Source organism: Litoreibacter ponti, assembly GCF_003054285.1.
Classification (GTDB): domain Bacteria; phylum Pseudomonadota; class Alphaproteobacteria; order Rhodobacterales; family Rhodobacteraceae; genus Litoreibacter; species Litoreibacter ponti.
Genome location: NZ_QBKS01000001.1, coordinates 2,398,832 through 2,423,879, shown reverse-complemented (window position 1 = coordinate 2,423,879; position 25,048 = coordinate 2,398,832). Strand labels below are relative to the sequence as shown.

Genomic DNA, 25,048 nt, shown 5'->3' with positions numbered 1-25,048 from the left:
CTGTGACCCACCCCATTGTGCGCGACGTTGCCGGGGAGAGCGTGTCGCGCCTCGCGCAATCCCGCGGGAGGGACGGAAAGCTTTGCGGTATACCGAAAATCACTGGTTCTTCGTGATCGAGCCGAGTCCCGCGTTTTTCGTCACAGTGTCCGTCTTCACATCCGTGGGGAAATCAAAGTCCGGTGGGAAGACGATGTTAGCCGCGAATGCGGGAGCGGCGGCGATGATTGACAGGGCGACGAGCGCGGATTTGAGGGCGATCATGTGCTAACTCCTTGTGAAGTGAACTGATTGGTTTAGAAGTCAACTAAACCGTACGGTTCACCTTTTCAAGAGGTAAATGAACAGATCAGTTCACTTTGCGTCACTGACTTCCTCTGTTTCCTCCCGCATGGGCATGATATCGCAGCAGGGATGCTGGAGATATTTCTGAAAACACTGCCCTTTTTCGCGATTATCGCGGTCGGGTACTGGGCGGGGCGCAGCCGGTTCTTCACGGCTGAAGCAACCGCCTATCTGACGAAATTCGTCTTTTATTTCGCGCTCTCTGCCATGCTGTTCCGCTTCTCGGCGAATCTGTCGATGAGTGAAATCCTCGATTGGACCTTCGTAATCGCCTATTTCTGGGCGACCCTCTTTGTCTACCTCATCGTCACTGCCGTCGCTTTGTTACGCTGGCGCTCGATCGAGGAAGCCGCCATCGAAGCGCAATGCGGCGTCATCGGCAACGTCGGATTCCTGGGCGTACCGATGCTGGTGCTTTTGATGGGCGAGGCCGCCATTGGGCCGGTGATGCTGGTGCTTGCTGTCGATCTGATCTTCTTCGGAAGCCTCGTGGTGATCCTGATCACCGGCTCGCGGGATGGGCGCATGTCGCTTGGCATCTTGAAAACGGTGGGCACCGGCCTTTTGAAGAACCCGATGATCGTGTCCATCGTGCTGGGCTTCACATGGTCCGCGATGGAATGGCCGATCCCGGGACCGTTCAACGAGTTTCTGTCGATCCTCGGCGGCGCGGCCACGCCCGGTGCGCTTTTTGCCATTGGCGCCTCACTGGCCTCCAAGGCGGCGGAGCGGATGGTCGTCGCAAGCTGGCTGTCCTTCTCAAAACTGGTGCTGCATCCGGCGATGGTCGCGATCGCGGCGCTCCTGATCTTCCCTGTCGAGCCTTACGCCGCCTCTGTGATGATCGCCGCCGCAGCGCTGCCGGTCGCGGGCAACGTCTACATGATCGCGCAGCATTACGGGGTTGCGCCGACCCGGGTGTCCGCGAGTATCCTCATTTCAACCGCCATCTCCATCGTGTCGGTGTCGCTCGTCATCGGCTGGGTCAGTTAAGGAACAACCATGGAAACCATCTCCGAGAACGCCTGTTTCGGCGGGACCCAAGGGGTCTACACGCACCGCTCCGAGAGTTGCGATTGCGACATGACGTTCGGTCTGTTCATGCCCGAAGAAGCGCAACACGGCCCGGTGCCGCTGCTTTGGTATTTGTCGGGCCTGACCTGCACCCATGAGAACGCCATGACAAAGGCGGGTGCGCAAGGGTGGGCAGCCGATCACGGAATAGCGGTGGTTTTCCCTGACACGTCGCCGCGTGGCGAGGGCGTAGCCGATGACGAGGCCTACGATCTGGGCCAAGGTGCGGGCTTCTACGTCAACGCGACCGAGGCGCCGTGGTCCAAGCATTTCCAGATGTATGACTACATCACGAAGGATCTGACCTCGGTCCTGTTCAACGCCTTCGCGCTTGACGAGACCCGGCAGAGCATCACGGGGCATTCGATGGGCGGGCACGGCGCTTTGACCCTCGCTATGCGCGAACCGGGCCGCTTTGCCAGCGTCTCGGCGTTCTCGCCGATCTGTAATCCAACGGGTTCCGACTGGGGCAAGAAACAGTTTTCGGCCTATTTAGGCTCGAATGAAGCCAGTTGGTCCGCGCATGACGCCAGCGCCTTGATGGCGGAAAAAGGCTTCGATGGCCCCATGCTGATCGACACCGGCACGCAGGACCAGTTCCTCGACTTATTGCGCCCAGAGACCTTGGCAGAGGCTGCCGCCAAGCGCCGCCAACAGATCAATTTCCGGATGCAACCGGGCTATGATCACTCCTACTTCTTCGTTTCCACCTTCATGGAAGAGCACATCACCTTCCACGCAGAGGCGCTTTACGCATGATTAGGGCGGTCATCTTTGACATCGGCAACGTGCTGATCGAATGGCAGCCGGAGCGGTTCTATGACCGCGCCATTGGCGAAGATCGCCGTCGCGCGATGTTCGAGACCGTCGACCTGCACGGGATGAACGACAAGGTCGACACGGGCGCACCCTTCAAGGAAACGATCTATCAGACCGCCGAGGATTATCCGGAGTGGCGCCGCGAAATCCAGATGTGGCATGACCACTGGATCGAGCTTGCGGCGCCGGTCTACGGCCACTCGGTCAAACTGCTCCGTGCGCTGCGGGCAAAGGACGTGCCCGTGTTCGCATTAACCAACTTCGGGATCGGCAGCTTTGATTATGCGGAGTCCATCTATCGTTTCTTAGGCGAATTCGATCGGCGCTATGTGTCCGGCCATATGGGCGTGATCAAACCCGATCCGCGCATCTACGAGATGGTCGAGCAGGACTGCGGATTGGCCCCGGACAGCCTGCTTTTCGCGGATGACCGCCCCGCCAATATCGAAGCGGCAGAGGCGCGGGGGTGGAACGCACATTTGTTCACCTCGCCCGCCGGTTGGGCGCAATGCCTCGTAAGTCACAAGTTGCTGACGGAAGATGAGGCGCGCCCGTGACGGTGCAAATCATAGATTTCGACGCGGGGAACGAGATCCTGTCCTGGAGCGGTCTTTTGGACGCATTCGCCAAGGGCCATCAGCTGCCAAAAGCCGAGATTGGCGATACGTTCCTCTATCGCGACCCCGACACGATGTTGTCCCGCTCGGCCTGGATCGATGGTCTGGGCGTGGCTGTGAAGACCGCAACGATCTTCCCCGGCAACGTGCAATCCGGCGCGCCAGCGATCAACGGGTCTGTGTCACTGTTCTCGGACGATGATGGAAGCCTCGAAGCGATGCTCGATTTCCATTTGATCACCAAGTGGAAGACCGCGGGCGACAGTCTTTATGCGGCAAGCTTGCTCGCAAATCCTGATGCCGAGCGCATCCTGATTGTCGGAACAGGGGCCGTTGCCGGAAACATGGTCGGCGCCTACCGCAGCGTGTTCCCAGCCGCGCAGATAAGCGTCTGGGGCAGAAACAGAGTCAATTGCGACCGGTTCGCCGAGGCGCATGGGGTGCAGGCGGTTCAGGACCTAGAAGCGAGCGTCGGCGAGGCCCATATCATCTGCACCGCGACCATGAGCACTGAGCCCGTAATTAAGGGAGATTGGCTGCAGCCCGGGCAGCACCTCGATCTGATCGGCGCTTACCGCCCTGATATGCGCGAGGTTGACGATACGGCCCTGCAACGCGCCAAGATATTCGTCGACAGTTTCGCAACAACCCTCGACCATATCGGGGAGCTGAAAATCCCGCTCTCCTCTGGCGCGATTGGCCGCGAAAGTGTGATCGCCGATTTTTATACCCCCGACGCGTTTCAGAGGGATGCAGACGATATCACGATCTGCAAGAATGGCGGTGGCGCGCATCTTGATCTGATGACCTGCCGCCATCTGCTTGACCTGTGGAACGCACGCTGAGCTAAGCGGGTTGCGCGGACCAAGGCTTCTCGCGCACGGGAAGATGCACGATCGCGCTAAACGCCCCGACCCCGACACCTACCCACCACACGGCCGTGTAGTCACCCGTGATGTCGTACATCTGACCGCCAAGCCAGACGCCCAGAAAAGACCCTAACTGGTGGGAAAAGAACACGATCCCGTAGAGCGTTCCCATGTAGCGGAGCCCATATATATGCGCCACAAGCCCGGATGTGAGCGGGACGGTCGCCAGCCACAGGCTTCCCATGCCAAGACTGAACAAGATCACCGTGGTCGGTGTCATCGGAACAAGGATAAACCAGGCCGCAATGATCGTCCTTCCAGTGTAGATCGCCGCAAGCAGGTACTTTTTCGAGTACCGCTTACCAAGATATCCCGCGAAGATCGTACCGCCGATATTGGCCGCACCAATCAACGCAATCGACAAGGCGCCCAAGGCGGAGGTGGTCGTCACACCCATACCCGCGAGCATGCCGCCGGGATCAATTGGTCCGCACACCTCGGTCACGAACGCGGGGAAGTGCGCGGTAACGAAAGACAACTGGTAGCCGCAGGAAAAGAACCCCAGGAAGATCATCGTGTAGGACGGATCCTTGAAGGCGCGCTTCAGCACCGTGCTCAGGCTCTCTTCCAACTCTTGCTTCGACGCAGTGGGCGCGCGCATGAAAGGCAGCGCGAAAAGCGACAGCAGCATCACCACGGCGAAAATGATGAAGACCATCTGCCACGAATAAAAGCCAAGCAGATATTCCGCGACCGGCGCGCCGAAGACTTGCCCGGCGGACCCCGCAGCGGTCGCGATGCCAAGGGCCATCGAGCGGTTCTCGTCCGAGCTGGCACGCCCGACCATGGCAAGGATGACGCCGAAGCCAGTGCCCGCAATGCCGAATCCCACCAGTATTTCATAGAATTGATGCGCGCCCGGCGTGATCGCGAAGGAGCTCAGCACCAAGCCCGCTGCGTAGAACAGGGCGCCGAGAATGATCGCCTTGCGGTCTCCGACCTTCTCGGCGATTGCGCCAAAGATCGGCTGCCCAATACCCCATGCGAGGTTCTGGATCGCGATGGCGAGGCTGAACTCGGACCGTGGCCAGCCAAATTCCTCGCCAATGGGAATCTGAAACACCCCGAAACTCGCGCGAATGGCGAAGCCCAGCATCATGATGATGCATCCGACGATCAGAACCGGGGTGAATAAAGGCGTGCGTGTATCGACCATTGGGCGACGCTGATTGAATTTCCAGTTTGCGTCAATTCAGGATTATTGCGACATCAGAACAGTATTTTTTATGAGACCCGACGCATGCTGCTGACAGACGCCTATGAGACCAAAGTGAAGTCGGGTGAATTAGAGCCTGATCCTACTCAGAAAGAGGCGCTGCCTTACTTTGACAGCGTGGCCGAGGGCTTGGCTCAGGCGAAGTCAAAGAAGAAGCTTTTCGGGTTCTTCGGCGCTGATGAGGTGCCCGTGAAGGGCCTTTATCTGTGGGGCGGAGTGGGGCGTGGCAAGTCCATGTTGATGGACCTGTTCTTCGAGACCGTGCCGGTCGAGCGAAAGCGGCGGGTGCATTTTCATGCCTTCATGCAGGAGGTGCATGGGGCGATGCACGAAGTGCGCAAGACCGGGGTTGATGATGCGATCAAACCTGTTGCCGAGGACATCATTCGCGACGTGCGTCTGCTGTGTTTCGACGAGATGCAGATCACCGATATCACCGATGCCATGATCGTCGGGCGGCTGTTTCAAAGCCTGTTTGCCGCAGGTGTCGTGGTCGTGACGACCTCTAATCGCGTGCCCGATGATCTCTATAAGGATGGCCTGAACCGCAATCTGTTCCTGCCCTTTATCGAGCTGATCAAGGATCGGCTGATCGTGCATGAATTGGCGTCAGAGACGGATTACCGACAGGACCGGCTTGAGGGCGAGCAGGTCTATTTCCACCCGGCAAATGCCGAGGCGCAAGACAAGATTTCTAAGATATGGCAAGGGTTTACGAATGGTCAGAGCGAGCCGTTGACCCTGCGCGTCAAGGGTCGTGATGTGCGGATCCCGGCGTTCCATAACGGTGTTGCGCGGGCGAGTTTTTACGATCTGTGCGGTTTGCCCTTGGGGGCTGCGGACTACCTCGCGCTGGCAGAGGCCGCGCGGGTTCTGATCCTCGAAAACATCCCCTGCCTGTCGCGCGATAACTTCAATGAAGCCAAGCGGTTCGTGACCCTGATCGACGCCTTGTACGAGGCCAGGACCCGGCTGATCTGCTCCGCCGCGGACCGGCCGGAACGGCTATATCTTGAGGGAGAAGGCGCGTTCGAATTCGAGCGCACCGCGTCGCGCCTACGCGAGATGATGGGGGCGGAATGGGGTGTCGGATAGCTGTCGGCTTTGCGTCGGACTTTTGTCGGGCAAAAGGTCAGCCGTTCTGACGGAGCACTTCCCCGGCCAGATAGAGAGACCCGCAAATCAAGACAGGTGCCTCAGGATGGTCTGTCGCAAGCTTTTTTAACGCATCTTCAACGCTTTCGGCTTCAAAGGCCTCCATCCCGACGTCGCGCGCAGCGGTGGCTGTGTCGGCGGCAGAGAGCGTCGCGGTCTCGCCCGGGATCGAAACCGCGTGAAGCGAGGCGGCGACCTCAGCCAAGGGGACCATGTAGCCGCGCACATCTTTGGTATTGAGCATCCCGCAAATAAGATGGACACGCCCGGCTTGGGGGCGCAGGACATCGGCGATGGCCTGCCCGGCAGCCGGGTTGTGCCCACCATCCAGCCAAAGCGGACCCGATGCGGCGTCGGCCAGCGGTCCGGATTTCAGACGTTGCATCCGGGCGGGCCATACGACGTTTTTCATCGCGGCCTCATACGCCGCCGGCCCGAGGTCAAGATGGCGCAAAACCGCAAGCGCGGCCCCTGCATTCTGGATTTGATGTGCGCCCGGTAATGCGGGCAGCGGCAGGTCCAGCAAACCGTGGTCGTCCTGGAAGATCAGTCGCCCGCGTTCCTCGAACGCATGCCAATGTTGCCCGTGGGCCAATAGCGGAGCGCCCAGTTTCGCCACGCGCTCTTCGATCACGTCGAGCGCCTCTTCGTGCTGCGGGCCTACCACACATGGCACGCCGCGTTTGATGATGCCTGCCTTCTCGCCCGCGATTTTTGCGAGCGTATTGCCGAGGAAGGCTTCGTGATCGATGGAGACCGGAGTGATCACAGTCATCTGGGGCTCAATGACATTGGTGGCGTCAAGACGACCGCCCAAACCGACCTCGAGTAGAGTGAAATCGGCTCTAATCCGGCTGAAAGCCAGTAGCGCGGCGACAGTCGTGATTTCGAAATAAGTGATCGGATCGGGGCCATTGGCGACATAACATTCATCGAGCACCTCGGTCAGATGATCCTCTGAGATCAACTCGCCTGCGAGCCGGATGCGTTCGTGAAAGCGCGCAAGATGGGGCGAGGTGTAGGCGTGAACGCTGTGCCCCGCGCCTTCCAGCCCGGCGCGGATCATGGCCTGGGTCGAGCCCTTGCCGTTGGTGCCCGCGATATGGATCACCGGCGGAAGGTTGTCTTGAGGGTTTCCGACCGCGTCGAGCAGGCGCCAGACGCGATCGAGGGTCAGGTCAATGACTTTTGGATGTAGCGCCATCATCCGTTCAAGGATGGCGTCGCTCCCGCTGCTCACTCCGCGTTTTCCGCAGGTTTAGAGTCTGTTTCCGCCTTTTCCACCGGGGCGGGAAGGTCGGCCATGACCGCAGGCGGCTGCTTCATCATCATCCGGATGATCGTGACCAATTCTTCCTTCATCTGCTTGCGGTGGGTCACTCGATCCAGCATGCCATGATCGAGCAAATATTCGGCGCGCTGAAAGCCCTCGGGCAGTTTCTCGCGGATGGTTTGTTCGATCACGCGCGGGCCCGCGAAACAGATCAGGGCGTTCGGCTCGGCGATATGCACGTCACCCAGCATCGCGTAGGACGCGGTCACGCCGCCGGTGGTCGGATGGGTCAGCACTACGATATAGGGCAGGCCCGCTTCCTTGAGCATCTCGACCGCAACCGTGGTGCGGGGCATTTGCATCAGGGACAGGATGCCTTCCTGCATGCGAGCGCCGCCCGCGGCTGAAAACAGGATCAGGGGGCGCTTCGTGGCGACAGCGCGCTCGGCGGCGGCGATGATCGCGTTGCCGACATACATGCCCATCGAGCCCGCCATGAAGCTGAAATCCTGACAGGCGGCGACGACGGGCGTGCGCATGATTTCACCCTCGGCGACCAGCATCGCTTCCTTCTCGCCGGTTTGCTTTATGGCCGCCTTCATGCGGTCGGGGTATTTCTTCTGATCCTTGAAATGCAGCGGGTCGGACAGCGGCGCGGGGACCTCGACCTCGGTGAAGATCCCGCCGTCGAACAGTGTGCCGAAGCGCGCCCGGGCGGTGATCGGCATGTGGTGGTCGCAGTTGGAGCAGACGTTGAGGTTCTCGGACAGCTCCCGGTGAAACAGCATCGTTCCGCACTCGTCGCACTTGGTCCACAAGTTCTCCGGCACCTCGCGGCGCGAGAACAACGAGTTGATCGTCGGGCGGACGTAGTTGGAAATCCAGTTCATAAGGCTCTGCTCCCGTGTTCGTTTTCAGTTAATCCCGACCGGGGCGAAATGCAATCAGCGCAGGACACGGCGCAGGGTGATCCAGATGACGGTCAACACGGTGATATCGATGAGCAGGTAGGTGCGCACGATCTCCACGTCGTCCATCGTGAAGGGGGTGTGGAACAGCGCGAGGCCCGACAGCTCCCCGGGCACCCCGACGATAAGAAGGGCCAGGAAGTTGTTGGCGAAATGCAGGCCCATCGCAGCGGCGAGGTTGCCGGTAATGCGCGTCAGATCAGCGGCCACGACCCCGAAGAGCGTGGTCGCGAAAACGATCATATAGGCAAGAACAGGGTCTATTGTGTTGTCGAAATGCCCCAATCCGAACAGCAGCGACGGCAGCACCATCCACCAGAACCAATGCTGAAACCGTGCGGCCACCTGCTGCTGGATATAGCCGCGAAAGACCAGCTCTTCGGCGGTGGTCTGGATGAAAAGAAGCGGGATCGCCCAGGGCAGGTAGGTGGCCCAGGTAGCGAGGTCGAGATGCGGGATCACCTCGTGCGGAGACAGGAACAGGCTCAGGATCGAATTGATCACCTGGATGCCCAGAAGCACCCCGATCGCGATCAGGAAATATCGGCCGAAATCTGTTCTGGGGCCCAAGAGCGAGCGCAAGCCGCGCCAATGCCACAGGCACATCGCCAATGCCGCCACCGCCATGCCGATGAATGTCGCAAGCACGATGAACATCTGCCCCGGCGTGCTGTCCTCGCTGAACATCAGCGCTGCGCCGTCCACGCCTTCGAGTTCCGGAAAGATGTAGGAGGCGGGCACGATGCCGAAGGCGATGATCGCGAAGGCGAGGCCCATATAGACCGCCAGACCAGTGAGCAATCCTAGGACGAGCCGCCAGATGGCGGGGTAGCGGCGGGCGGGGGCGATATAGGCCTCGAAGGCGGGGGTACGGTCGAACATGCGCCATAGGTAGGACGCGCGTCCGGAAGGCGCAATCGCGCTTGTGCCACTGGGGCTGGGTCTTTATTCCCGTCTCCAACGCTTTTCAGGGAGGCATCCATGCTGAAGAAACCCACCGACAAAACCAACCTGCCCAGTCGCTACGTGACCGAGGGCCCGGCGCGCGCGCCGCATCGCTCCTACTTCTACGCGATGGGTCTGGGCGACGACGAGATTCACCAGCCCTTTGTCGGTGTGGCGACCTGCTGGAACGAGGCCGCGCCGTGCAACATTGCGCTCAACCGTCAGGCCCAGGCCGTGAAGCTGGGCGTCAAGGAAGGCGGCGGCACCCCGCGCGAGTTCACCACGATCACTGTAACCGACGGCATCGCGATGGGCCACGAGGGCATGCGGTCCTCGCTCGCGTCGCGCGAAGCGATTGCCGACACGGTGGAGCTGACCATGCGCGGGCATTGCTACGACGCATTGGTGGGCCTTGCGGGCTGCGACAAGTCGCTGCCGGGCATGATGATGGCGATGATCCGCCTGAACACGCCGTCGGTCTTCATCTATGGCGGCTCGATCCTGCCGGGAAAGGCGCCTGCGGGCGCCGATGTGCCGGATGAGTACAAGAACCGTGACCTGACCGTGCAGGACATGTTCGAGGCCGTCGGCAACCACCAAGCGGGCAACCTGAGCGACGCGGCATTGGAAGTGCTGGAGCGCGTGGCATGCCCGTCCGCCGGGGCGTGCGGCGGTCAGTTTACCGCGAACACCATGGCCTGCGTGTCCGAGGCGATTGGCCTCGCGCTGCCCAACTCCGCCGGCGCGCCTGCGCCCTATGAGAGCCGCGATCAGTACTCCGTGGCTTCGGGCCAGGCGGTGATGACCCTGATCGAGAAGAACATCCGCGCGCGCGACATCTGCACCCGAGAGGCGTTCGAGAACGCCGCCCGCGTCGTCGCCTGCACCGGCGGCTCGACCAATGCGGGTCTGCACCTGCCCGCGATGGCCCATGAGGCTGGCATCGACTTCACGCTGCAGGACGTGTGCGAGATCTTCCGCGACACGCCCTACTTCGTGGATTTGAAGCCCGGCGGGCAATATGTGGCGAAGGACTTGTATGAGGCGGGTGGTGTGCCGGTCGTGATGAAAGAGCTGCGCAAGGCGGGCCTGATCCACGAAGACTGCATGACCGCGACCGGCTATTCCATCGGCGAAGAGATCGACAAGGTCTCGCTCGAAGCGGATGGCAAGGTGATCTACTCCATCGCCGAGCCGATCTCGAAAACCGGTGGCGTCGTGGGGCTGATGGGCAACCTCGCGCCCGAGGGTGCCATCGTGAAGGTCGCGGGCATGGAGCAGCAGCACCAGATGTTTACCGGTCCCGCCCGCGTCTTCGAATGCGAAGAAGATGCGTTCGAGGCCGTGCAGAAGCGCGAATACGAGGAAGGCGAAGTGATCGTCATCCGCAACGAAGGCCCCGCAGGCGGGCCGGGCATGCGCGAGATGCTGGCCACCACTGCTGCCCTGTCGGGTCAAGGCATGGGTAAGAAGGTGGCGCTGATCACCGATGGGCGCTTCTCTGGCGCGACCCGGGGCTTCTGTGTTGGCCATGTTGGACCCGAGGCGGCCCATGGCGGCCCGATTGGCCTGCTGAAGAACGGCGATGTCATCACGCTGAACGCCATCACGGGCGAGATTAGTGTCGATTTGACCGATGATGAGCTTGCCGCACGCAAGGCCGACTGGAAAGGCCCACGCAAGACGATCTACGCCTCCGGCGCGCTTTGGAAATACGCGCAGCTGGTGGGGTCGAGCCGCCTAGGCGCAGTGACCCATCCGGGCGCCAAGGCAGAAAAACACATCTATATGGACATCTGACCACATGCGCTTTTGGGGAGGAGCGGCAGTCGCGGTGCTGGCCCTGTCGGGCTGTGACATCGCGCTGCCGGGCGGGTCGGTTCCGCAATCCGAGATTATCGTAACGGCGGACCGGGTGACCCTGCGCGGGCCAACGGGGTTTTGCGTCGATCCCGACAGCAGCCGTCACCGCCCATCCGAGGCATTCATCGTGTTCGGGAATTGCGCGGCGATTGCCGGCAATGACGAGCTGCCACAGCCGTTTGTGCGCGCGTTTGCGACCGTGACGGTCCTGCCCTCTCAGGCGGGGTCCACGGCGCTGGGCGATTCGGGCGTTGCGTTGGAGCAGTTCTTCTCTTCGACCGCGGGCAAAGCGGCGCTGAGCGGCAATGGCGATCCCGACACCGTAGAGGTCCTGGACAGCTTCCTGCGCAACGGTGCGTTTTTCGTGCACGCGCGCGACCGCTCCGGCGGGAGCATCCCCGGGGCGGACAACACCTATTGGCGCGGGTATTTTGACGTGAAGTCCTCTTTGGTCGCCGTGTCGGTGATGGGATTGGAAAGCGCGCCGCTGTCCAGCAGCGATGGGTTGGCCACGCTTTACGATTTTGCGAACTCAATCCTTGAAGACCAAAGGCCCAATCAGACCGCCCCCGCCAGTTCCAACCCGGACGATGTGCAGAACACAGGATTGCTGCGCCGTTTATTTGGTTGAAACCATTGTTTGCAATATAGAAACAATGATAGCGCTTTAGGGCGCAGTATTTGGGGCAGTACCACTCGATATGAAGGACCGTATGCGAGAGTTCGTCAGGCGGCGGTTGCACCGCCGGAGCCTGCGCCGTTGGGAGGCGGCGATACGCGACGCGGAAACGCTTGACCTGTCGGTGCTGCGTCACCTGCGGACCCAGGCACGGCAGATGCGCCGCCGGGTGGATCAGGTCACCCATGTGGCCGACGCGCGTCTGACGCTGCCGCGCATCGGCTCCAACGCCATCCGCAAGCCCGCGCAATCGGACTGGGCGCATCGTCCCGAACTGTGGCGCGGGCCGGTTGATCCCATCGGGATGGCGGCGGTGGAAAGCCGCACGCGCATCGGCAACGCGGCGACGCTCTACCATGACTGCCAGATCTCCGAGCTGACCCTGCGCCAGGTGCGCAACACGCGGGAGGGCGATCTGGCACCCTTCGGGCTGCGCATGGACGTGTTCAAGTTCGACGGCAGCTTTTTGAGCCTTGTTCTGGACCTGCCAGAAAGCGCGACCGACGGGCTGCGCAAGAACCACATCCTGCGCATGGACACCGAGGTGGAGACGGAGAAGCCGCTGGAGATTTTCGCGCGGCTCAACATCAAATATGGCCCCAATGTCGAGCAGGTCGTGCGGGAGCTGCCGCTGGACGGCTCAGAGGCGATGGTCGAGTTCGACCTGGCGCACACGAAGATCAGCGAGCGGCGGCTGGAGCGTATCTGGATGGACCTGATCTTTGAGGGCCCGGAGATGAACGAGATCAACCTGCGCGACGTGACGTTCTCGCGCCGCCCGCGCGCCGATTTCTAAGCAGGAGACTGACCGATGAGCGACGTGACCCTGACCAAGACCCGCATCCAGGTGGGCGTCTACGAGGCGGTGCTGACCGCGCAGACCGAAGGCAACTACCATCCGGACCTGTCGGTCATCCATCTCGAGCAACCGGTCGACGGCTTGGAAATCACCGAGGATGCGAGCCTTGGGAACACGTGGCATGTCCGCTTCGCGATCCCCGCGTCCCTGCTGGGCGATGGGGTGCAGAGCTTCCTTATCATCGAGAACGCCACCGGGGAGACGCTGGACAGTTTCACCATCATCACCGGCGAACCGCTCTCCGATGATATTCGCGCCGAGATGGACCTGCTGCGGGCGGAGCTGGACATGCTGAAAAAGGCGTTCCGGCGGCATTGCGTCGAGACCGCGTGAGGGATTGCGCCGCGCGAGGCGCGCCGCCAGGCGAGGATCTGCTCCGCACCTCGGAATATTTATAAGGCAATGAAGATGTCATGACGTTGGGTTTTGCGTGACCTTGCGGCGGGCTTACGTCAACTTGGCCACGATTTCGGAGGATTTCCCATGACCGCATACCCGCACCTGCTGGCCCCGCTCGACCTTGGCTTCACGACCCTGAAAAACCGTGTCCTGATGGGCTCGATGCATACGGGGCTGGAAGAGACCAAGGACTGGAACCGCGTGGCAGAGTTCTACGCAGAACGGGCGCGCGGGGGCGTCGCACTGATGGTGACAGGCGGTATGGCCCCCAACCGCGAAGGTGGCGTTTTCCCGGGCGCGGCGGGCCTCTTTTCCGACGAGGATATTGCCAACCACAGGATTGTCACCGACCGGGTGCACGACGCAGGCGGCAAGATCGCCATGCAGATCCTGCATGCGGGCCGCTATGCCTACGGGCCGGAATGCGTCTCTGCCTCGGCCATCAAATCGCCAATCTCGCCCTTCCCGCCGACGGAGTTGGACGAGGACGGGATCGAGAAGCAGATCGCGGATATCGCCACCGCCGCCGAACGCGCGCGGCAGGCGGGCTATGACGGGGTCGAGGTGATGGGGTCAGAGGGCTATTTTCTGAACCAATTCTTGGTAACCCATACCAACAAGCGCGAGGATCGCTGGGGCGGGAGCTACGAGAATCGGATGCGGCTGCCGATCGAGGTCGTCAAACGCGTGCGCAAGGCCGTTGGCGACGATTTCATCGTGATTTACCGGCTGAGCATGATTGACCTGATCCCCAACGGCTCGACCTGGGATGAGGTGGTGATGCTCGCCAAAGAGATCGAGAAGGCGGGCGCCACGATCATCAACACCGGCATCGGCTGGCACGAGGCGCGCATTCCGACGATTGCCACCTCCGTTCCGCGTCGCGCGTTTACGTGGGTGACGAAGAAGCTGATGGGCGAGGTGTCAATTCCTGTCATCACCTCGAACCGGATCAACACGCCCGATGTCGCGGAAGACGTGCTCGCCGATGGATGTGCGGACATGGTGTCCATGGCGCGGCCCTTCCTTGCCGATCCGCATTTCGTCAAGAAGGCAATGGACGCACGTGCGGCCGAGATCGCGCCCTGCATCGCTTGCAATCAGGCCTGTCTCGACCACACATTCAACGGCAAGATCAGCTCGTGCCTGGTCAATCCCAAGGCGTGTTTCGAGACTGAGCTGGTCGTGGAGCCCGCGGAAACCGCGAAAACGGTTGCCGTGGTTGGGGCCGGACCCGCCGGTCTTGCGACCGCGCTCACGGCGGACGAGCGTGGGCACAAGGTCACGTTGTTTGACCGCGCCGACCGCGTTGGCGGGCAGCTGAACATGGCCAAGCAGGTGCCAGGCAAGGAGGAGTTCTTCGGGCTTGTGGACTGGTTCGAGACGATGCTGTCGAAATCCTCTGTCGAGGTGAAGCTGGGCACCGACGCAAGCGCAGAGATGCTGAGCGAATTCGACGAGGTCATCATCGCGACCGGTGTCTTGCCGCGCGATCCGCAGATCGACGGGCAGGACGGGCCGAACGTGCTGTCCTATATAGATGTGCTGCGCGGCAAGGCCGAAGTCGGCAAAAAAGTGGCGATCATCGGTGCGGGCGGTATCGGATTCGATGTGGCGGAGTATCTGGTGACCGATGACAGCCCGACCGAAGACCTTGATGCCTGGATGGAGGAGTGGGGCGTCACCGATCCTGCCGCCAAGCGCGGCGGGCTGGTGCCCGAAGGCCCGAAGCCCGATGCACCGGTGCGCGACGTGACGCTGCTGCAGCGCAAGTCCGAGAAGCTGGGAAAACGTCTGGGCAAGACGACGGGGTGGATTCACCGGGCCGCGCTTCAGATGAAGGGCGTGCAGATGGTGGGCGGCGTCAATTACGAGCGCATTGATGCTGAGGGCCTGCATGTTTCCGAAGGCGAGGCACGGGAGAACCCGAGGGTGATCGAGGTGGATACAGTGGTGTTGTGCGCGGGTCAGGTGTCTGAGCGCTCGCTGGCCGACCAGTTGATTGAGCGCGGGCGCACGCCGCATGTCATCGGTGGCGCGGATGTCGCGGCAGAGCTTGATGCCAAACGCGCGATTGATCAGGGCACCCGACTGGCCGCGCAGATCTGATGCCGATCTGCGAGTTCGAGACGGCGACATATCGGTGGGTGCATTTCGATGCGACCGACCCTGCCTTGCCTGCGTGGCTCGAGGCCAACGTGCCTGACCTGCCCCGGCGCACGCTTCTGCAGGTCGAGACGCGCCCGCGCTGTGACAGCTACGAGGACGGGCTGATCCTGAACCTGCGCGGCGTGAACCTGAATGAGGGCGCGTCTGCCTTCGACATGGTGTCTCTGCGCATCTGGGTGATCGACGGCCTGATTGTCACCGTGCGGTTCCGCAAGATCTTCGCTGTCGATGCGATCCGCGTCGACTTTGAGGAGGGGCGCGGACCGGAGAGCCTTGGCGCGTTCATTGTTCGGTTGGTGGACGGACTGACCGACCGGATCGAGCAGACCGTGCTGCACGGGGTCGAGGCCGCCGACGAGATCGAGGCAAAGGTCTTCGACGATGAGGTTGCGGTCGAGATCGGCCCGCTCCGCCGCGAGACCATCGGGCTGCGCCGCTATGTCGGCCCGCAACGGGATGCCTTGCAAAAACTGTCGAGCATTGATGTCGGGTTTCTGTCGAAGACCACCCATTTGCGCCTGCGCGAAGCGATGAACCGGACGACCGTGGCGGTCGAGGCCTTGGCCTCTACCCAGGACCGGCTGATCGCGGCGCAGGATCATCTCGACGCCTCGCAGGCAAATCGGCAGGGGCGCAATGGCTATGTTCTGTCCATTGTGGCTGCCATCTTCCTGCCGCTTGGATTTCTGACCGGCGTGTTCGGAATGAACGTCGCGGGCCTGCCCGGCACCGAATGGCCATATGCCTTTGCGGCCCTCTGCGCCTTCATGGTGGTCGTGGCGCTGGTGCTGATCTGGGTCTTCAAACAGCGCGATTGGCTTTAGGAAACACCTGTTTCGCCGTTTCCATGACATGAACGATCCCTACAGATACCCATTTATCGTCCAGCCTTCTTCGCATTGCTGCCCCAATTGGCGCGGATAAACCTCCCAAACGCGATTGTATTGTTTTTGAGGTATCCGGATGGATCGACTGACCGAAATGGAAGCGTTCGCCACTGTGGTGGACCAGGGGGGCTTTACCGATGCGGCCCGCAAGATGGGGATTTCCAAATCCGCCGTCTCGAAGCACGTCTCCTCCCTAGAGTCGCGTCTTGGCGCACGGCTTCTGAACCGCACGACGCGGCGCGTCAGCCCGACCGAAATTGGTCTTGCCTATTACGATCGGGCCCGCCGGGTTCTAAATGATGCGGGCGAAGCCGACGCGCTGGTCTCCTCGATGCAAAGCGCGCCATCCGGGCTGCTGCGCATCTCGGTCGCGACGGATTTCGGCGTCAATCACATGTCGCCGATCTTGGGCGACTTCCTCGTGGACTACCCAGATATCACCGTGAACATGGTGCTGAACAATCGCTTCGTGGAACTAATCTCCGAAGGGTTCGATCTGGCCATTCGCATCGGCGAGATGGAAGATTCGAGCCTGCGCGCGCGCAAATTGACGGAGACCTCGAAGCGCCTGATCGCGTCGCCCGAATATTTCAAGCAGTTTGGCCGCCCCGAGAAGATCGATGATCTGAACGAGCACAAGCTGCTGCATTATTCAAACCAATCCGCCGGAAATGTCTGGAAACTGACTGCGCCATCCGGCGAGAAGCGCCAAGTGCGCACGCAAGGCTGGCTGACCGTCAATGACGGGCAATCCCTGCTGAATGCGGCCGTCTCCGGTCTTGGCATCGCGTATCTGCCCAGCTTCCTTTATGCTGAAGCGCTGCAGCAGGGTCTGGTTGAGGAAGCCATGCCCGACCTGCCGCGCGAGACACAAGGGATCTATGCCGTCTACCCGCCCGGCCGTTACACGCAGCCGAAGGTGCGCACGTTTATCGACTTCCTGGTGGAGGCCTTCAAAGAGAAAGGCCCCGACACTTGGTAGGTCACGACTTTCCCCCGATGCTTGGCAGCATCAACTTTGGGTCGAGGTGATAATCACCTCGACCCTTCTGTTTAAGGTCCGTCCATCTTCGGTCAGATTGGGCGCGCGCGGAGCAAGGTAGCCGACGCCGTCCGCCTCGACCTGTCCGCTGGGGATACCGAACTCCGACACAAGGCGCTCTGCCACCGATTGCGCGCGCCTGCGCGACAGGTTGATGTTGCCCTGCAGCGATCCTTCGGCATCTGTGTGCCCAACAAGCGCAATGCGGATCTCGGGGTTGGCCTTCAAGTACTCGGCCAGATCGATGAGCGACAGGAACTTGCCATCGCCAAGCGACGACGATCCAGTCTCAAAACGCAAATCATCAAGCACCGCGCTGCCGGTCTGCAGCAGGGTTTCAACGACCGAGCCAAACTCGACCGTCGGCACGGACGGGGCAACTTGCGACACTAATCCACCGGATTTCGCCTCTACCTTGGTCTCGGTTTCGCTGCCGACGAGGATCATTTGCACGAAGGCTTGATCCGCGCCGCGGCTGACGAACAAGCTGATATATTCCGGCACCGGCCCGCCAAGGCGCTGGGCCGCAAGATAGCGGAAATCGCCTAGATCGACATGCATGTCTGGTTCCGGCAGCACGCGGGTGCCGAAGCGGAAATCGAAGCCCCCGCACACGTCCGTCGTGCATTCATATAGCAACTCGAACCCTGCCGACTCCAGCTGTTGGCGCAGGCTGTCCATCACCAGAAGCGTGGTTCCCCCGGCGATCTCCACGCGCCAGGCCTTCGTCAGCCCGCTGCCCTCGGCTACCAAGGTCTGAATAATCCCGTCCGCATACGGTCCGACGGGCAGTTTGTAGCTCATGAAGTCGCGCGCGATGGAGGCGGTCTCCGCAGATGGTCCCGGAAAGGTCAATTCGACCGCCGCCGATACCGGCTGGGCCACAAGGACCCACATCGCCAGAGCGCGCGCAAGGCTCATCTATGCTGGCCGTGATAGTCGTCGTTGGGGCGCATATCGATCGCCGAGGCCATGCGGTTCGTCATGTTGAAGAAACTCGCGACCGCTGCGATGTCCCAGATATCGCGGTCGGAGAAGCCGACATTGCGCAGCGCGGTGCGGTCGGACTCTTCGATCCGGTAGCTGGCTTCAGTCATCAGAACCGCGAAATCGAGCATCGCGCGCTGTCGTGCATCTAGGGGCGCGACGCGGTAATTCATCACCAGCGCCTCGCCAAGTTTCGGGTCACCAGACAGCTGCCGCACCGCCGCCCCGTGCGCGACGAGACAGTAGAAGCACTTGTTCACCGACGACACCGCGACCGCAATCATCTCCCGCTCCAGCTTGCTGAGATTGCTATCGCCAAGCATCAGATCATTATACATGCCGGTGAACGCGTTAAGCTTCTCTGGCTCGAACGCGTAGGCCTGCAGCACGTTTGGAATCATGCCCAGCTTCTCGACACAGATGTCGAAGTATTTCTGCGTCGCTTCCGGCAGCGGATCGGCCATGGGAAGGTCGAGGGCGGTCACTTGGGGTTCGGTCAAAGCGGGCTCTTTCATGGTTTGATACGGTAATGATACCGCCCAACGGGGACCATGCCCAGAGAACTGTACAGCGATTTTGCGGGCGCATTTACGTCCGTGACAGCGAGCGACTTGCGGGTCGCGCCGTGCCCGGCGGCCCAGTTTGACACGGCCTGCATCATGTGACGCCCCAGGCCGCAGCGCCGGAATTCGGGCAGGACAAGCACTGCGTGGACCATTGCAACCTGTCCATGGATCGCAACAAAGGCCGCGCCCGCAGCGCGGTCCTTAATCCGGCCAAGGATCGACGTTTTCGGCCCCTGACCCCGCTCCATGACCGCGATCCGGTCCGGACCGACACCATCTTCAACCCACAGATCCAGCATGATCTGAAGCGGGGGCCAAATCTCGAAGGCTGTGACCGGGGGGACGTCAGCCACGACGATGTCGCTCTCGAACAAAAGCGTCGGATCGACGATTTCATAGCCACGTTCAGCAAGAATAGAGTCCAATTTTTCGTCCTGATCGCGGAGGACAAAGAGCTTTGGTTGCTCTAACGCTTTCATGGCATTTTCTGCCAGCGCGACATCGGCGGCACCCACCGGATCGATGGCCTTCGCCGCCATGACGCGTTTGCCGCCGCCCTTGCCTTCCTTGATCTCCCACGGACCGACACGCGACTTGCGCGCCGCGGGCCACGTGGCCTCTAGGGTCTCGAAGATATCACTCAACGGGCACGCCCAATGTGCTGGCCAATTCTGTTTTCACGGCCACTAGTTGCGCAGCATCCGTGCCGCGCATCACCACGTTGGAGCCGTGCACGCCGTCGCGCATAAACGGGTAGGAGCCGAAAGACAGCTCCGGATGGGCCTCTGCCAACGCACCCAAAGGGCCCGCGATATCACCTTCGCCCATGTTGACGCGCAGGGTCTCTGACAGAAGTGGGTCGCCCCCGGTCAGCGTGGCCAGTACGCTTTCGACCATCGCGTGGAAGACCTTGGGCACCCCGGCCATGACGTGCACGTTTTCGATCGTGAAGCCGGGCGCGGTGGAAACAGGGTTGTCGATCAGGCGCGCGCCCTCGGGAATGCGCGCCATGCGCATCCGCGCCGCGTTGAACTCCAGCCCGGACCGCTCGTAATGCGCGGCCAGCAGCGCCCGGGCGTCTTCGCGCACATCGACATGGGCGCCAAAGGCCGCGCCGATGGCGTCCGCGGTAATGTCGTCATGGGTCGGCCCGATGCCGCCAGACGTGAACACATGGTCGTACTTGTCGCTGAGCGCGCGCACGGAGGCGATGATCTCATCGGTCTCGTCTGCGACGACGCGCGCTTCGCGCAAATCAATGCCCGCTTCGGTCAGTTTGCAGGCCAGGTGGTTCGTGTTGCTATCCTTGGTGCGCCCGGACAGGATTTCGTCCCCGATGACAAGCATGGCGGCGGTGGGGTTCGGCATGTGGCGCTCCTTGATGGCGGTCCTCTTTGTGGTATAGGCCCCGCCCATGCGCTTTCAAACCCCACTTGTCCCCGCGCGGCTGATCCGCCGCTACAAACGCTTTCTGGCCGATGTCGTGCTGGAAGAGGGCGGTCGAGAGGTCACCGCGCATTGCCCCAATCCCGGCGCGATGCTGGGGCTGAAGGACGAGGGGATGCGCATCTGGCTTGAACCGAATGAGGATCCGAAGAAGAAGCTGAAATATGGCTGGCGGCTCGCCGAGCTGGAAAGCGGCCATTTCGCAAGCATCGATACCGCGATGCCCAACCGCGCCGTGAAAGAGGCCCTGCACGGTGGGCGGATCGCAGAGCTTGCGGCCTATTCGAGCGTGCGCCCGGAAGTCGCCTATGGCACCGGAAGCAGGGTCGATTTTCTGCTGACAGGCGACGGTCTTCCGGACGCGTATGTTGAGGTCAAGAACGTGCATCTCAGGCGATCAGGGGACTGGGCGGAATTCCCGGATTGCGTGACCACCCGAGGCACGAAGCACTTGCAGGAACTGATTGAGGTCAAGCGAAGCGGGGCGCGGGCTGTCATGCTCTATCTCGTGACCCGAACGGATTGTAGGCGCTTGAAGATGGCCGGTGATTTAGACCCTAAATATGCCGAAACCTTCGATTTAGCACGTGCACACGGGATCGAAATGATGTGTTACGGCACCGATATTTCGCCCAAAGGCGTTGCGGTGACGCATGCCCTGCCCGTGGATAGCAAATCTCAGGCAATCGGTTCCTCTAGCACTTGAAACGACAGGGCCCTATATTGCGGGCAAAGACACAAAGGACAGTCCGTGGACGAGACCACCCATAAGGGCCGCATCACCAAGCAAGGGATCCGCATCTATGAGGAAGCGGACTTCGAAGGCATGGCTAAAGCCGGGGCTCTGGCGGCGCAAATCCTTGATGAGATCGCCGACCTGATCGAGCCGGGTGTCACGACCGAAACCCTCGACGATGCGATCACGAAGATGGTCGACGACGCCGGCGCCAAGTCGGCCACGATCGGCTACAAGGGCTATCAGCATGCGTCCTGTATCTCAGTCAACCATGTCGTGTGTCACGGGATCCCGGGGTCCAAGACGCTCAAGGACGGGGACATCCTGAACATCGACGTGACCGTGATCGTCGATGGGTGGTTTGGGGATACGAGCCGCATGTATGTGGCGGGAAAGCCCTCGCGCAAGGCAGAGCGGCTGATCCAAGTGACCCATGACGCGCTGTTCAAAGGGATCGAGGCGGTGAAGCCGGGCAACACATTCGGTGACATTGGCTACGCAATTCAGAAATTCGTCGAGGCACATCGCATGTCTGTGGTGCGTGATTTTTGTGGGCATGGGCTTGGCCGCGTCTTCCACGCGCCGCCCAACGTTTTGCACTACGGGCGTCCGGGGACTGGCGCCGTGCTTGAAGAGGGCATGTTCTTCACGATCGAGCCGATGGTTAATCTCGGCCGTCCAGAGACGAAGGTTCTGGCAGATGACTGGACCGCAGTCACCCGCGACAAGTCCCTGTCCGCTCAGTTCGAGCATTCCATCGGGGTGACAGCGGAGGGCTGCCGGATCTTTACCCTATCGCCCGCGGGCCGGTTTCACCCGACGAAGTAGGGCTTAACGGCTCCTTAATCAGAATCGCTCGATTTATGTCGAATGGAACATAGATCTGCCAATCTGTCCGAGGCCCCCCTTCCGGGCTTTCATCCCCATCGCCTTGATATCCAACGCTCTGCAGAGGCAGAGCAGCACGGCCATCGACAGCGCGTTCGGGAACGGTTTCTGCAAACCGGTGCCGACGCGACGAGCGATGCCGAGCTGCTTGAGATGATCCTCTACCGTGCCATTCGCAGGCGCGAGACCAGCAGCCTTGCGCGCCGTCTGTTGACAGCGTTTGGCGACTTCAACGCGGTGATCTCTGCACCGCGCAGCCAGCTTGCCGCGATCCAGGGTGTCGGAAGCGCCGTCATTCAGGAACTGAAAATCGTAGAGGCATCGGCTCATGCCATGTCCCGCGCCAAGGTCATGCACCGCGATGTGTTGTCGTCCTGGGACGCGTTGCTGGACTATTGCCGCACCAAGATGGCCCATATGGAACGCGAGCAGTTCCGCGTCCTGTTCCTTGACCGGCGCAACAGGCTGATGGCCGATGAAGCCTTGCAGACCGGAACGGTGGATCATGTCCCGGTCTATCCGCGGGAAGTCGTGAAACGCGCGCTGGAGCTGAACGCCTGCGCCCTGATCCTCGTGCACAATCACCCATCCGGGTACGCAAGCCCGTCCGAGGACGACTTAACCATGACGGAAACGGTGCAGCGCGGGGCCGAGGCGCTTGGTCTCGTATTGCATGATCACTTGATTATCGGGCACGACGGATCGTATTCGCTGCGGGCGAATGGGCAAATATAGACCCTATTTTACCCAAACTTCGACCCGTCGATTAATCGCACGACCCCATGCCGTGTCATCACAGGCCATGGGCAAAGCCTCTCCAAACGCGTCGGTTTGCAATACAATGCGCGAGAAATCTGCAGCCTCCGCCTGTTCGCGGATCAGGCCCAGGACCAGTTGCGCCCTCTTGCGCGACAGGGCCAGGTTTGGCCCGGCGGGACCCTCGCTGTCGCTGAACCCAACCAGAAGTAGTTCGCGCTCGTTGAAGGCCCCCGTTTCGAGTGCCCGGGCCAGCCGCAGGACATTTTCTTCTGACTGAACATCAAGCCGAGTGCCGCCGACAAACCGAAAGGTCGTCGACAGCCTGTCACGGTCACGCAGGGCGGCGACCATGCGCTGGAGCTCTGGCAGAGGGACCTCTTCCCCGGCCTCTGAGATAGCATGGGCCAAGCGGTCGCCCTGATCGTCAAACCGGGTTGTTGTGATTGCCTGATCGACGAAGCCCGCCCGACGGATGACGATGTCGGCGGCGGGGTCTTGGGTGAAATCAAGAAACTCCCGCGCAATCAGCGGCAAGCGGCGTGCGGGCGTATAGAGCATCAAGGGTAGCGTCAGCGGATAGTCCTCGGCCCGAAGCGCGGCAAGCGTCGCGTTCGTCTCGAAGCCGCATGTTCCGGAGACCCGCATCGGAACCGCATTCCCAACCTCGCTGAGCGTCGTGATCCCGAACGCAAAGCTGTCCCCCGCGACACGATCGGACAAATCTTCGAGCGAGGCATAGGTGGCGGGCTCCCCAACTATCTCGAGCCTGTTCGGGCGCAGGACCCGATCCTCAAACGCCTCGGCCAGTCCCGTCTGCGGAGCAGGGAGGTGGCGCAGGATCGGAATATCCGGCCCGCCGATATCCGACCAGCGAGCGGCCGTTCCGGACGCGGCGGCGGCCATCTGTTCGAGCGATATGTTGCGGGTCGATTGGCCCGGTGCGGTGATCGCGACGATCCCATCGAGCGCCACAACCCGTGCGCGCCGGCCTTTCAGCAAATCACCAGAGGCGGCATCCTTCGCCATCTGCACCTCGCCGGGCCGGGGTTCCCGCACGACCAGCGCGATATCGGCTTCCTCGGCAATAAGGTCGGCATAGCCTTCCGCGGTCGTCCCGGCGCGCAATGTAAATCGTGCGCGCACACGCTCCGCATCGCGCAGCACGAACGTAGACAAAGTGTCGTCGGTCACCTCTCTGGTCACCTCGTAGTCTTGTCGCATAGCAAAAGCGCGGATCATCGCGGGGATCAGGACGTCGGCCATCCGGCGGGTGCCTGACAAGCGCACATCGGCCACGAAGGCGTCGATGTCGGGGCAACCGGGGCCATCGCAAATCACGCCTTGCCCGTCCAGGGTCAACGGGCCGTAGATCGTCTCAACCCGGTAGAACTCGCCATCATAGGTGAGCAAGGTGCCCTCGATCACGATGGTCCCGTCGCGGGACGTCAGGCGTACATCGTCGGCCCAAGTGGCAAAGGCCACGCAGGACAGGATCGCTGCGAGAAGACTGCGTCGGAAAAAGTGCAAGGAGCCGCCCGTATCAGATTGGGCCGAGTTTCAGGTCTTGCAGGATATTTTTCAACTCAAGACTCTGTCCGACATCGGCGCAATCCCGCGCACGCAGCGTAATGTCATAAGCGGTCTCCGGCTCCCCCGGAACGGCCCGAAAGACGCGCGCCGACTGGTCCGCGCCGCAATTATCCGCAGTTATGTCAGAGCGCATGGACAGCCGCACGATCCCGCCCCGCGTCAGCTCGCCCAAGCGACGCGAGAAGATGTGCAAGACCTGCGGCTCTTCGCCCAGGCGATACATCTGTCCGTCGAGGACCTTTGGCGCATTAGACACTAATTCACCCGGATCGGCCCCTTCCCACTGCAACGCAACGCGGGCGAAGGCCGCGACCTCTGGTACTTCGGTCATCGCCGACAGCGACCCGCCGTCCGGCAAGCGGACCGATACTTGGGCTTGCGGGGTGAGCGCCGGAAGCATGAATTCGGCCTTGCCCGTCATGCTGAGGGCAGTTGTGAAGGAGAGCCCGTGATGTGTGACGTCGACGTATTGCGACGGCTCGCAGGGGGCTTGTATTTCAACCCGAAGCATCGCGTTTTCGGATGGAAGAACCGTCAGGGATGGTCCGCACGTTGTCCCGAAATTGGAAATGTTGGCCTGACGTCCGACAATCTCTGCCACCGGCACTACCGCGCTTGCCTCCGGCGCGACCTTTGCGACGGATGGCAATGTCGGCAGACGCACGGTGTCGGGAAGGACCGGACTTGCAAGGTGCTCAGATGGGCCGGCTGGCACGATGGCGGCCACGATGCCTTCTGCCGATGCCTGCGAGGATGCCAAAAGCCCTGCGGCCAAAGCCGCGGCTCTCAATTGTCTGTTCATCTGCCCGTCCTGCCGAGTTTTCTCGTTCTTGGCAG

26 protein-coding genes are annotated in these 25,048 nt (G+C 61.3%); 15 read left to right on the top strand and 11 right to left on the bottom strand.

Annotation, left to right across the window (positions count from 1 at the left end; translation table 11 throughout):
• Positions 1 to 99: 99 nt before the first annotated feature.
• Positions 100 to 264, bottom strand: a complete 165-nt coding sequence (locus C8N43_RS19625) for a hypothetical protein (protein ID WP_158269974.1) — start codon at positions 262 to 264, stop codon at positions 100 to 102.
• Between the two features lie 150 nt (positions 265 to 414).
• On the opposite strand from C8N43_RS19625, the gene C8N43_RS12290 reads away from it, so the two are divergent.
• The 4 genes from C8N43_RS12290 to C8N43_RS12275 are packed head-to-tail and all read left to right on the top strand — an operon-like array spanning position 415 to position 3,700.
• The gene (locus C8N43_RS12290; RefSeq protein ID WP_107845878.1) at positions 415 to 1,338 is read left to right on the top strand and encodes an AEC family transporter; all 924 of its coding nucleotides are present in this window, start codon (positions 415 to 417) and stop codon (positions 1,336 to 1,338) included.
• Positions 1,339 to 1,347: 9 nt separating this feature from the next.
• Positions 1,348 to 2,178 carry an S-formylglutathione hydrolase gene (gene fghA / locus C8N43_RS12285; protein ID WP_107845877.1) on the top strand — a complete coding sequence of 277 codons (831 nt, stop codon included), beginning with the start codon at positions 1,348 to 1,350 and terminating at the stop codon, positions 2,176 to 2,178.
• Positions 2,175 to 2,795, top strand: coding sequence for an HAD family hydrolase (locus C8N43_RS12280; protein ID WP_107845876.1), 621 nt, complete (start codon positions 2,175 to 2,177; stop codon positions 2,793 to 2,795). The genes fghA and C8N43_RS12280 overlap by 4 nt, the downstream gene beginning before the upstream one ends.
• On the top strand, positions 2,792 to 3,700 hold the full coding sequence (locus tag C8N43_RS12275; RefSeq protein ID WP_107845875.1) for an ornithine cyclodeaminase family protein: 909 nt from the start codon (positions 2,792 to 2,794) through the stop codon (positions 3,698 to 3,700). The genes C8N43_RS12280 and C8N43_RS12275 overlap by 4 nt, the downstream gene beginning before the upstream one ends.
• A gap of 1 nt (position 3,701) precedes the next feature.
• On the opposite strand, the gene C8N43_RS12270 is transcribed toward C8N43_RS12275, so the two are convergent.
• Positions 3,702 to 4,940, bottom strand: coding sequence for an MFS transporter (locus C8N43_RS12270; protein ID WP_107845874.1), 1,239 nt, complete (start codon positions 4,938 to 4,940; stop codon positions 3,702 to 3,704).
• Positions 4,941 to 5,024: 84 nt separating this feature from the next.
• Between C8N43_RS12270 and zapE the strand changes: the two genes are divergently transcribed.
• On the top strand, positions 5,025 to 6,095 hold the full coding sequence (zapE, locus tag C8N43_RS12265; protein WP_107845873.1) for a cell division protein ZapE: 1,071 nt from the start codon (positions 5,025 to 5,027) through the stop codon (positions 6,093 to 6,095).
• Between the two features lie 37 nt (positions 6,096 to 6,132).
• Here the strand turns inward: zapE and C8N43_RS12260 are convergent, their stop codons facing one another.
• From C8N43_RS12260 to C8N43_RS12250, 3 genes are read right to left on the bottom strand one after another with little or no spacing between them, the layout of a single operon-like run.
• Complete coding sequence (locus tag C8N43_RS12260) at positions 6,133 to 7,395, bottom strand: bifunctional folylpolyglutamate synthase/dihydrofolate synthase (protein WP_107845872.1); 1,263 nt, start codon at positions 7,393 to 7,395, stop codon at positions 6,133 to 6,135.
• Positions 7,392 to 8,318: an acetyl-CoA carboxylase, carboxyltransferase subunit beta gene (accD, locus tag C8N43_RS12255; RefSeq protein WP_107845871.1), complete on the bottom strand. Its 927-nt coding sequence runs from the start codon at positions 8,316 to 8,318 to the stop codon at positions 7,392 to 7,394. The genes C8N43_RS12260 and accD overlap by 4 nt, the downstream gene beginning before the upstream one ends.
• A gap of 54 nt (positions 8,319 to 8,372) precedes the next feature.
• The gene (locus tag C8N43_RS12250) at positions 8,373 to 9,278 is read right to left on the bottom strand and encodes a CPBP family intramembrane glutamic endopeptidase (protein ID WP_107845870.1); all 906 of its coding nucleotides are present in this window, start codon (positions 9,276 to 9,278) and stop codon (positions 8,373 to 8,375) included.
• A gap of 99 nt (positions 9,279 to 9,377) precedes the next feature.
• Between C8N43_RS12250 and ilvD the strand changes: the two genes are divergently transcribed.
• The 7 genes from ilvD (at position 9,378) to C8N43_RS12215 (ending at position 17,179) form a co-directional block, all read left to right on the top strand.
• Entirely contained in the window at positions 9,378 to 11,141 is a 1,764-nt protein-coding gene (ilvD, locus tag C8N43_RS12245) for a dihydroxy-acid dehydratase (protein ID WP_107845869.1), read from the top strand.
• A 4-nt stretch (positions 11,142 to 11,145) separates the two neighbouring features.
• Positions 11,146 to 11,835 (top strand): hypothetical protein, encoded by a 690-nt coding sequence (locus C8N43_RS12240; protein ID WP_146174214.1) that lies wholly within the window; start codon positions 11,146 to 11,148, stop codon positions 11,833 to 11,835.
• Between the two features lie 70 nt (positions 11,836 to 11,905).
• The gene (locus C8N43_RS12235) at positions 11,906 to 12,679 is read left to right on the top strand and encodes a DUF6478 family protein (RefSeq protein ID WP_245912985.1); all 774 of its coding nucleotides are present in this window, start codon (positions 11,906 to 11,908) and stop codon (positions 12,677 to 12,679) included.
• A gap of 15 nt (positions 12,680 to 12,694) precedes the next feature.
• Positions 12,695 to 13,075 carry a hypothetical protein gene (locus C8N43_RS12230; protein ID WP_107845866.1) on the top strand — a complete coding sequence of 127 codons (381 nt, stop codon included), beginning with the start codon at positions 12,695 to 12,697 and terminating at the stop codon, positions 13,073 to 13,075.
• A gap of 150 nt (positions 13,076 to 13,225) precedes the next feature.
• The gene (locus tag C8N43_RS12225; RefSeq protein ID WP_107845865.1) at positions 13,226 to 15,250 is read left to right on the top strand and encodes an NADPH-dependent 2,4-dienoyl-CoA reductase; all 2,025 of its coding nucleotides are present in this window, start codon (positions 13,226 to 13,228) and stop codon (positions 15,248 to 15,250) included.
• Positions 15,250 to 16,134: a zinc transporter ZntB gene (locus tag C8N43_RS12220; protein WP_107845864.1), complete on the top strand. Its 885-nt coding sequence runs from the start codon at positions 15,250 to 15,252 to the stop codon at positions 16,132 to 16,134. Before C8N43_RS12225 ends, C8N43_RS12220 begins: the two co-directional genes overlap by 1 nt.
• A gap of 139 nt (positions 16,135 to 16,273) precedes the next feature.
• Positions 16,274 to 17,179, top strand: coding sequence for a LysR family transcriptional regulator (locus C8N43_RS12215; protein WP_107845863.1), 906 nt, complete (start codon positions 16,274 to 16,276; stop codon positions 17,177 to 17,179).
• Positions 17,180 to 17,209: 30 nt separating this feature from the next.
• On the opposite strand, the gene C8N43_RS12210 is transcribed toward C8N43_RS12215, so the two are convergent.
• The 4 genes from C8N43_RS12210 to C8N43_RS12195 are packed head-to-tail and all read right to left on the bottom strand — an operon-like array spanning position 17,210 to position 20,160.
• The gene (locus C8N43_RS12210; RefSeq protein WP_107845862.1) at positions 17,210 to 18,160 is read right to left on the bottom strand and encodes an OmpA family protein; all 951 of its coding nucleotides are present in this window, start codon (positions 18,158 to 18,160) and stop codon (positions 17,210 to 17,212) included.
• On the bottom strand, positions 18,157 to 18,726 hold the full coding sequence (locus C8N43_RS12205) for a peroxidase-related enzyme (protein WP_107845861.1): 570 nt from the start codon (positions 18,724 to 18,726) through the stop codon (positions 18,157 to 18,159). Before C8N43_RS12205 ends, C8N43_RS12210 begins: the two co-directional genes overlap by 4 nt.
• Positions 18,727 to 18,737: 11 nt before the next feature.
• Complete coding sequence (locus C8N43_RS12200; RefSeq protein WP_107845860.1) at positions 18,738 to 19,436, bottom strand: GNAT family N-acetyltransferase; 699 nt, start codon at positions 19,434 to 19,436, stop codon at positions 18,738 to 18,740.
• Positions 19,429 to 20,160, bottom strand: coding sequence for a competence/damage-inducible protein A (locus tag C8N43_RS12195; protein ID WP_107846349.1), 732 nt, complete (start codon positions 20,158 to 20,160; stop codon positions 19,429 to 19,431). The genes C8N43_RS12200 and C8N43_RS12195 overlap by 8 nt, the downstream gene beginning before the upstream one ends.
• A gap of 46 nt (positions 20,161 to 20,206) precedes the next feature.
• Between C8N43_RS12195 and sfsA the strand changes: the two genes are divergently transcribed.
• The 3 genes from sfsA to radC are packed head-to-tail and all read left to right on the top strand — an operon-like array spanning position 20,207 to position 22,597.
• Complete coding sequence (sfsA, locus tag C8N43_RS12190; RefSeq protein WP_107845859.1) at positions 20,207 to 20,944, top strand: DNA/RNA nuclease SfsA; 738 nt, start codon at positions 20,207 to 20,209, stop codon at positions 20,942 to 20,944.
• Positions 20,945 to 20,989: 45 nt separating this feature from the next.
• Positions 20,990 to 21,802, top strand: coding sequence for a type I methionyl aminopeptidase (gene map, locus C8N43_RS12185; protein ID WP_107845858.1), 813 nt, complete (start codon positions 20,990 to 20,992; stop codon positions 21,800 to 21,802).
• A 42-nt stretch (positions 21,803 to 21,844) separates the two neighbouring features.
• Positions 21,845 to 22,597 (top strand): RadC family protein, encoded by a 753-nt coding sequence (gene radC / locus C8N43_RS12180; protein WP_107845857.1) that lies wholly within the window; start codon positions 21,845 to 21,847, stop codon positions 22,595 to 22,597.
• A gap of 3 nt (positions 22,598 to 22,600) precedes the next feature.
• Here the strand turns inward: radC and C8N43_RS12175 are convergent, their stop codons facing one another.
• Together C8N43_RS12175 and C8N43_RS12170 are read right to left on the bottom strand one after the other, a co-directional pair.
• Entirely contained in the window at positions 22,601 to 24,148 is a 1,548-nt protein-coding gene (locus C8N43_RS12175; RefSeq protein ID WP_107845856.1) for a substrate-binding domain-containing protein, read from the bottom strand.
• A 13-nt stretch (positions 24,149 to 24,161) separates the two neighbouring features.
• Positions 24,162 to 25,013, bottom strand: a complete 852-nt coding sequence (locus tag C8N43_RS12170; RefSeq protein ID WP_107845855.1) for a hypothetical protein — start codon at positions 25,011 to 25,013, stop codon at positions 24,162 to 24,164.
• Positions 25,014 to 25,048 lie beyond the last annotated feature (35 nt).